Source organism: Pontibacter sp. BAB1700 (assembly GCF_000277005.1).
Classification (GTDB): Bacteria; Bacteroidota; Bacteroidia; order Cytophagales; family Hymenobacteraceae; genus Pontibacter; species Pontibacter lucknowensis.
On sequence record NZ_AKIS01000139.1, the window covers coordinates 1 to 6028 of the forward strand.

The 6028-nt window shown below is 46.2% G+C and carries 5 protein-coding genes; 1 reads left to right on the top strand and 4 read right to left on the bottom strand.

The window, feature by feature from the left end; genetic code table 11:
- Positions 1-1311: excinuclease ABC subunit UvrC (uvrC, locus tag O71_RS16020; protein WP_007658784.1), on the top strand; the 1311-nt coding region annotated here is incomplete at its 5' end.
- 211 nt (positions 1312-1522) lie between these two features.
- Here the strand turns inward: uvrC and gldN are convergent.
- The 4 genes from gldN to O71_RS16040 all read right to left on the bottom strand — a co-directional run bounded on the left by gldN (position 1523) and on the right by O71_RS16040 (position 5952).
- Entirely contained in the window at positions 1523-2380 is an 858-nt protein-coding gene (gene gldN, locus O71_RS16025; protein ID WP_007658785.1) for a gliding motility protein GldN, read from the bottom strand.
- Between the two features lie 72 nt (positions 2381-2452).
- On the bottom strand, positions 2453-4003 hold the full coding sequence (gene gldM, locus O71_RS16030) for a gliding motility protein GldM (RefSeq protein ID WP_007658786.1): 1551 nt from the start codon (positions 4001-4003) through the stop codon (positions 2453-2455).
- Positions 4004-4054: 51 nt separating this feature from the next.
- On the bottom strand, positions 4055-4855 hold the full coding sequence (gene gldL, locus O71_RS16035) for a gliding motility protein GldL (RefSeq protein ID WP_007658787.1): 801 nt from the start codon (positions 4853-4855) through the stop codon (positions 4055-4057).
- 77 nt (positions 4856-4932) lie between these two features.
- On the bottom strand, positions 4933-5952 hold the full coding sequence (locus tag O71_RS16040) for an SUMF1/EgtB/PvdO family nonheme iron enzyme (RefSeq protein ID WP_007658788.1): 1020 nt from the start codon (positions 5950-5952) through the stop codon (positions 4933-4935).
- Positions 5953-6028 lie beyond the last annotated feature (76 nt).

A 6028-nucleotide genomic window follows, 5' to 3' on the forward strand; every position in this document is an offset into this window, starting at 1 on the left:
TGCCTGGAGTATCACATCGGTAACTGTAAAGGCCCTTGTGAAGATTTGGTAGATGAAACAACGTACAACCAGTACATTGCTCAGATCAAGAACATTCTCTCAGGTAATCTTTCGATAGCGAAAAATTACTTTAAAGAGCGAATGGCAGAAGCAGCAGCTGATTACCAATATGAGCAGGCCCATCGCTACAAGCAGAAGCTCGATCTGTTAGAAGACTATCAGGCGAAGTCTACTGTTGTTAGCAACACACTCTCCAACATCGACGTCTTTTCGATCACCTCGAACGAAAAGTGTGCTTTTGTGAACTACCTGAAGGTAATGAACGGCTCTATTATACAAACGCAGTCACTGGAGCTACATAAAAAACTGGATGAGTCTGATGAAGAGCTATTGGCTTCTGTGATTGTACAGCTGCGTCATGAATTTGAAAGCACTTCCCGAGAGATTATCACCAATATTGAGCTTTCCCTGCCGCTCGATAACATCACCATCACGCAGCCACAGATAGGCGATAAGCGCAAGCTCTTGAACCTTTCGATGAAGAATGCCATGTACCTGCGCAAAGAGCGTGAAGGACGTCAGGAGCAGAATAAGAGCCTTGGCGAGCAACGTGAACTCCGTGTGCTGGAAACTTTGAAGAAAGACCTTCGGTTAACAGAGCTACCCCGCCAGATCGAATGTTTCGACAACTCCAACTTTCAGGGTGATAATCCGGTTGCATCGATGGTATGCTTCAAAAACGGCAAACCAAGCAAGAAGGACTATCGTCACTTTCATATCAAATCTGTCGTTGGCCCAAATGACTTCGAGTCGATGTACGAGGTGGTGACACGTCGTTACCGCCGTCTAATTGAAGAGAAGCAGCCTCTGCCCCAGCTAATTATCATTGATGGTGGCAAAGGGCAGCTGAGTTTTGCTGTGCAAGCCCTTAAGGATCTTAATTTATGGGGACAGATCGCGATTGTAGGTATAGCAAAGCGGCTCGAAGAGATTTTCTACCCGGGTGATAAGCTTCCGCTTTACATCGATAAGAAGTCAGAATCATTGAAACTTATTCAACGCTTACGCAATGAGGCACACCGTTTTGCGATTACCTTCCATCGCTCACGCCGTGATGCTGGTACCTTGAAGACCGAATTAACAGAAGTGAAAGGTATAGGTCCGAGCACGGCTGATGCATTACTTCAGAAATTCAGGTCAGTAAAGAAGCTCAAAGAACTTACTTTGACGGAATTAACTGCTGAGGTGGGTCAGCGTAAGGCCCAGATTCTTTACGATTATTTTCATAATGCCGAAGGCCCTTCTTCTTAATTAGTTTTTCCACTTATTAACCTTCCATTGATCTTGCAGTTATTCCATACTGTATGGTTTTGACTGGAAGTGCGTACTGCTCCTATAAAATAATTTATCCTATTAATACGAAAGCAGCCAGCTATACCTGCCTTTTCAACCTCCAATAAATTTACAATCCAAAAAAGGGGAGATCTTTTCAGATCTCCCCTTTTTTTGGATTGTCTTACAATTAGTAGCTCCAGAGGCTGTATTCGTACTCGATCAACGCTTCAAGCGCTTCCTGAGCAGCTAACAGTCCTTTCTTACCACCACCGTAGATATCGCCCAGAGCTCTGTCGTTCGGGTTAGATATTTTGGTGATATAAGAGCTGAACAGCCACAGATCAAATGCATCAGCCAGGTTCTTGTGCTGTGCATCGTTCTGAGCGTTGTACCAGATAGCAGTTTCAGGATTGTTTCTGAACACCTTTACCAGATCACTCATTTTAAAGCTGCCTACTGTCTGCTCGAAACCAAGTGGGTTAAGTGTAGATGGCACTTTAATGCTAATTGTCTGAATATCGTGGTACATACGAGAGCGTTTCTTGTCGAACACTACGTTCTCTTTCAGCTCCAACAGGTATAGCTGCTTTGCAAAGTACTCGTTGCTTACAGGACCAGTCTCTTGAGTAGCAGTTGTACCCAGGGCAGCGCCCCAAGCATCATCATCTTCCTCTTCCTGACCGAAACCAGCTGCGATTTCTTCCTCAGTTAACCCACCGCCCATATCTTTGGCAGTCATGTTAGCCAGGAATTCCTCTCTGGTTAGCGGTACATTTACAGAGTCTGTCTTATAGGCCACCAACTCGCCGCTTTTTACAGCATCGATCAAAACTTTGGTGATCTCTCTGTTTTCAGAAAACAAAGGTCTGTTTTGCTTTTCGCGCAAGTCGATTTTACGCCAAACCGTTTTCTTGAACAACACATCAGACTCCGGAATAGGTCTTGCTGATGGATTACTGGACTGCGTGGTAGACACTTGCTGTGCTACTGCTCCGTAAGAGAGCATCATACCAGCTGCTACACCTATTACTTTGATAAGTTTCATACTCCTTGTAAGCTTCTAATCTTAATTAGTTAAGTGGGATAGTGAAGATACCGTCGCCAGTTGGTTTCGCGTCTACCGGATTGCCTGGTAGTTCAGACGCTTCACTTCCATTACTTCGATCGTAACACGGTCGCCTTTGGCAGCTTTAGAGGCAAAACGGCTCAGGTCACCTGTTGGGCTAGAAAACTCAGCCTGATCAACTGGGTTAGAACCTCTTACCAGGAATGCTCTCCACTTCGTTACTCTATAACGTGCTTCCTGTGGCAAAAATTGCTTGAAACCTTCGTCAGCGATCGCCTGTATCTCTACAGCTCTGATGCCTTGTGCTGGCAAACCTCTCTTCTGGTCTACTGGTCTTCCATTCACTACAGTTTGTAGAGATGGTCTTGGCACTGGACGAACTTTGAAAGTTTCTGTACCAATGGCGTTACCACCGCTGCTCACGTTAAGCTTCACTTCAGTAGTAGTAGGGATTACGGTTACCTGGCCTTTCTTAGCACCTTTGATGGCAGAACCACCTGAAGCAGAGAAGCTAGGATCGTAAACCGCACCAAGAGCTGGTACCTGTACGTTCAGTTCGTTAGCACAACCCAGGTATAGGGCCTGTACTGCTGCAGATTGTACCTGAATTACTGGCTTTGCTACGATGTACTCTTCTGTTACGTCAAGTACTTCCTGCTCACCATTTTTGTCGATGATCACCTGACCTTTCCAAGTCTGCTTTGAGTTACCATCAGCGTCGTAGTTTGAGGCAGCAGCCGTGAATTCAATCTGACCTTTACCGTCTACTACGTTGATTGGCTTACCCTGGAACGTCATCTTTGGTGTGATTGCATCAGAAGAAGCGGCAATAAACATGTCAGCCTTATACTTAGTACCAGCGGCTACTGTTTTAGACTCAGCACGAGCCATCGCGAAGATCTTCTCGAACTTGATGATGTCAGCACCTACTCTTTGAGCAAGGTTCTGCAGGGCATCAGCCTCGTACTTCAGAATCTCTGCTTCTTTCTGAGAAAGTGTTGCTAGGGCAGCTACCAGTGGAGTAGCTTCGAAGTTCAGCTGTGCAAAATCTTTGTTGCGCTGGCTACGATCTTTGGCAGCCATTGGGTCAGTCTTACCATCACGTGCCAGGATGTCCGGCATGCTTGGGTTATACTGCTTCATGAACTTTGCGTAGTTGTTCAAACGCTGCTCCAGCTCGTAAGCGGCACCGTTCTTAGCACTAGCAGGCCCAATCATAGTCATAGCAACCTGATCTTCTGCACTAGGGTTTGAATATCCGGTTTTCTCCTCATTCTCACCACCTGTTCTTTCGATCAGAGTCGCGCGAAGGCCACGGATATACTCTACCAGTTCACCTGTTTCTTTTCTAACAGCATTGGCGCTCTCGAGTACAGTTCTGTCTTTGTCTCGGTTACCACCTTCGCTGACCTTGGATTTAATATTCGTTACAACTCCGCTATTGTCAGTCTGCGTTTTATTGTTGACGTCCATAAGACTCTCATCAATAAACTGAAACTTTAACAGGATAGCAGAGTTCACTTGCAGGGCGAGAAGTGCGGTCAGTACCAGGTACATCATACCGATCATCTTCTGCCGTGGTGTCTCTTTTCCTCCAGCCATTTTCTACTTAGTTACTGTTGTTTTCTTGTTGATTTAGGAAATGTTGCGCAATTAGCCTTTCATAGCTGTCAGCATGTTACCATACACTGTGTTCAGTGAGTGTAGGTTATGCGTCAGTTTAGAAACTTCTTGCTTGAACTGCTCTGTGTCCTTGCTTGCATCGGTCAGGTTCTCCATGGCCATGCTCAGGTTTCCGTAGAACTTGTTCATTGCTTTCAGGTGGTTGTTGGCATCCTGAAGCTCCATTTCGTAAACAGCATTTAAAGCACCTAAGTTTCTTGTCATGCTCTGTACTTGCGTATGATACTCCTGCGCATCGTTAGTAGCAACAGCCATTTTAGACAGTGCATCTGCTGTTGTAGCATAAGCTTCTGTAATGCGGCCCAGCTGGTCACCGGCAGCTTTAACGCGTACACCGTACTCGTTTGTAGCAGCAGTAGCCTGGCTCAGGTCAGCCATTTGAGCGGCTGTTTCGCTCAGTCTGTTCAGACCAAGACCCAGTGAATTGATTGTAGCAGGCGTAATGTCTGCATCACGCATCATTTTGTCAAGTTCCTTCGTTGCAGAAGGACCGTTGTTTGAAGCTGTGGTTGGGATAAGCGCCTCACCTGCATAATCATCAGCCAGCTGTGGGTATACTCTTGCCCAGTCTGGATCGTGTGGCTGTGGTTGGAATGCACTCAGGGCAAAGATTACGGCCTCTGTACCAAGACCAACAATCAGCATGATGTCGGCACCTGGCCAGTGCTGAATTTTAAACAATGCTCCGATAATTACGACTGCGGCACCAAGACCATACACTTTGGGCATCAACACGTCGTACAAGAAACTGCGACCTCTAGCTTTGCTCATTTTGTTTTCAAAAATTAAATGTGAACGATTGGGTATTAAATTGTTTAGTTTTTAACTGTAAAGAACACTTCTATTGACTATCTGAACTCTCTTCCTGAAGAACGTCCCAGGTAGATCATCGCGTTACGGAAACCGATATACGATCTGGCTGAGTCCTGATATTCGAAGTTACGGGTGCCAGTTTCAAGGAAGTATGCAATATCTTTCCAAGAGCCGCCTCTTACTACTTTGCGAGGCTCGTTATCATCATAGTAAACCGGGTTCAAGTCCCAGGTAATCGGAACTGTAGCATCAGCGTAGGCATCTTCGCACCACTCCGCTACGTTACCAGCCATGTCATACAGACCAAAGTCGTTCGGGAAGAACTGGGCTACAGGAGCTGTATAGGTAAAGCCATCGCTGTAGTAATCACCACGACCCGGCTTAAAGTTAGCTAGCAAACAGCCTTTGGCATTGCGCAGGTATGGACCACCCCAAGGGTATGTCGCCATATCACGGCCGCCTCTGGCAGCGTATTCCCACTCAGCCTCAGATGGCAGACGGAATTTAGGCATTGGGGCCATTCCGTTGTCAGCGTTGGCCTGGTTCTTATGCTTCGTTCTCCAGTCAGAGAAGTACTTGGCAGCAAACCAGTTCACACCCACCACCGGATATTCATCAAATGCCGGATGAGAAAAATAGTATTCCATCAAGGGGTCACCCATATGGTAAGTGAAGTCACGCACCCAAACAGTTGTGTCCGGATACAGGCTTGTCATCACAAAGTCTTCGCCCAGAATATCGATTGAGTCATTGACCATTACTTCAATGAACTGACGGTATTCGTTATTCGTAATCTCGGTTTCGTCCATATAGAAGCCGCCTATTGTTACCTGCTTGTTCAGGTTCGCCATAGTGGCCGCTATGTCCTGATCAGCCTGGCCCATATGGAAAGTTCCGCCCGGGCAGGCGACCATGCCGTAAGGTACAGCTTGTGGATTGTAGTCTGGTCGATCCTCTGCGCCTACTAGGTCGCCTTGCGGTCCTCTTCTTAACCCACAACTCGCAAGCAGTACCACCGCCAAAGCGAAGGAAGACAGCTTTAATAGTTTGTTCATGATGACTTTGGAAAAAGTAAATTTTTTAGCAATGATTTATGCACACTATTTCTGGTGTAGCAAATATATTGAGAAT

What these genes read in the sequence shown, in the direction of transcription:
- gldL (WP_007658787.1), bottom strand. Translation starts at nt 4,855, where the DNA reads ATGAGCAAAGCTAGAGGTCGCAGTTTCTTGTACGACGTGTTGATGCCC.
- gldN (WP_007658785.1), bottom strand. Translation starts at nt 2,380, where the DNA reads ATGAAACTTATCAAAGTAATAGGTGTAGCAGCTGGTATGATGCTCTCT.
- O71_RS16040 (WP_007658788.1), bottom strand. Translation starts at nt 5,952, where the DNA reads ATGAACAAACTATTAAAGCTGTCTTCCTTCGCTTTGGCGGTGGTACTG.
- gldM (WP_007658786.1), bottom strand. Translation starts at nt 4,003, where the DNA reads ATGGCTGGAGGAAAAGAGACACCACGGCAGAAGATGATCGGTATGATG.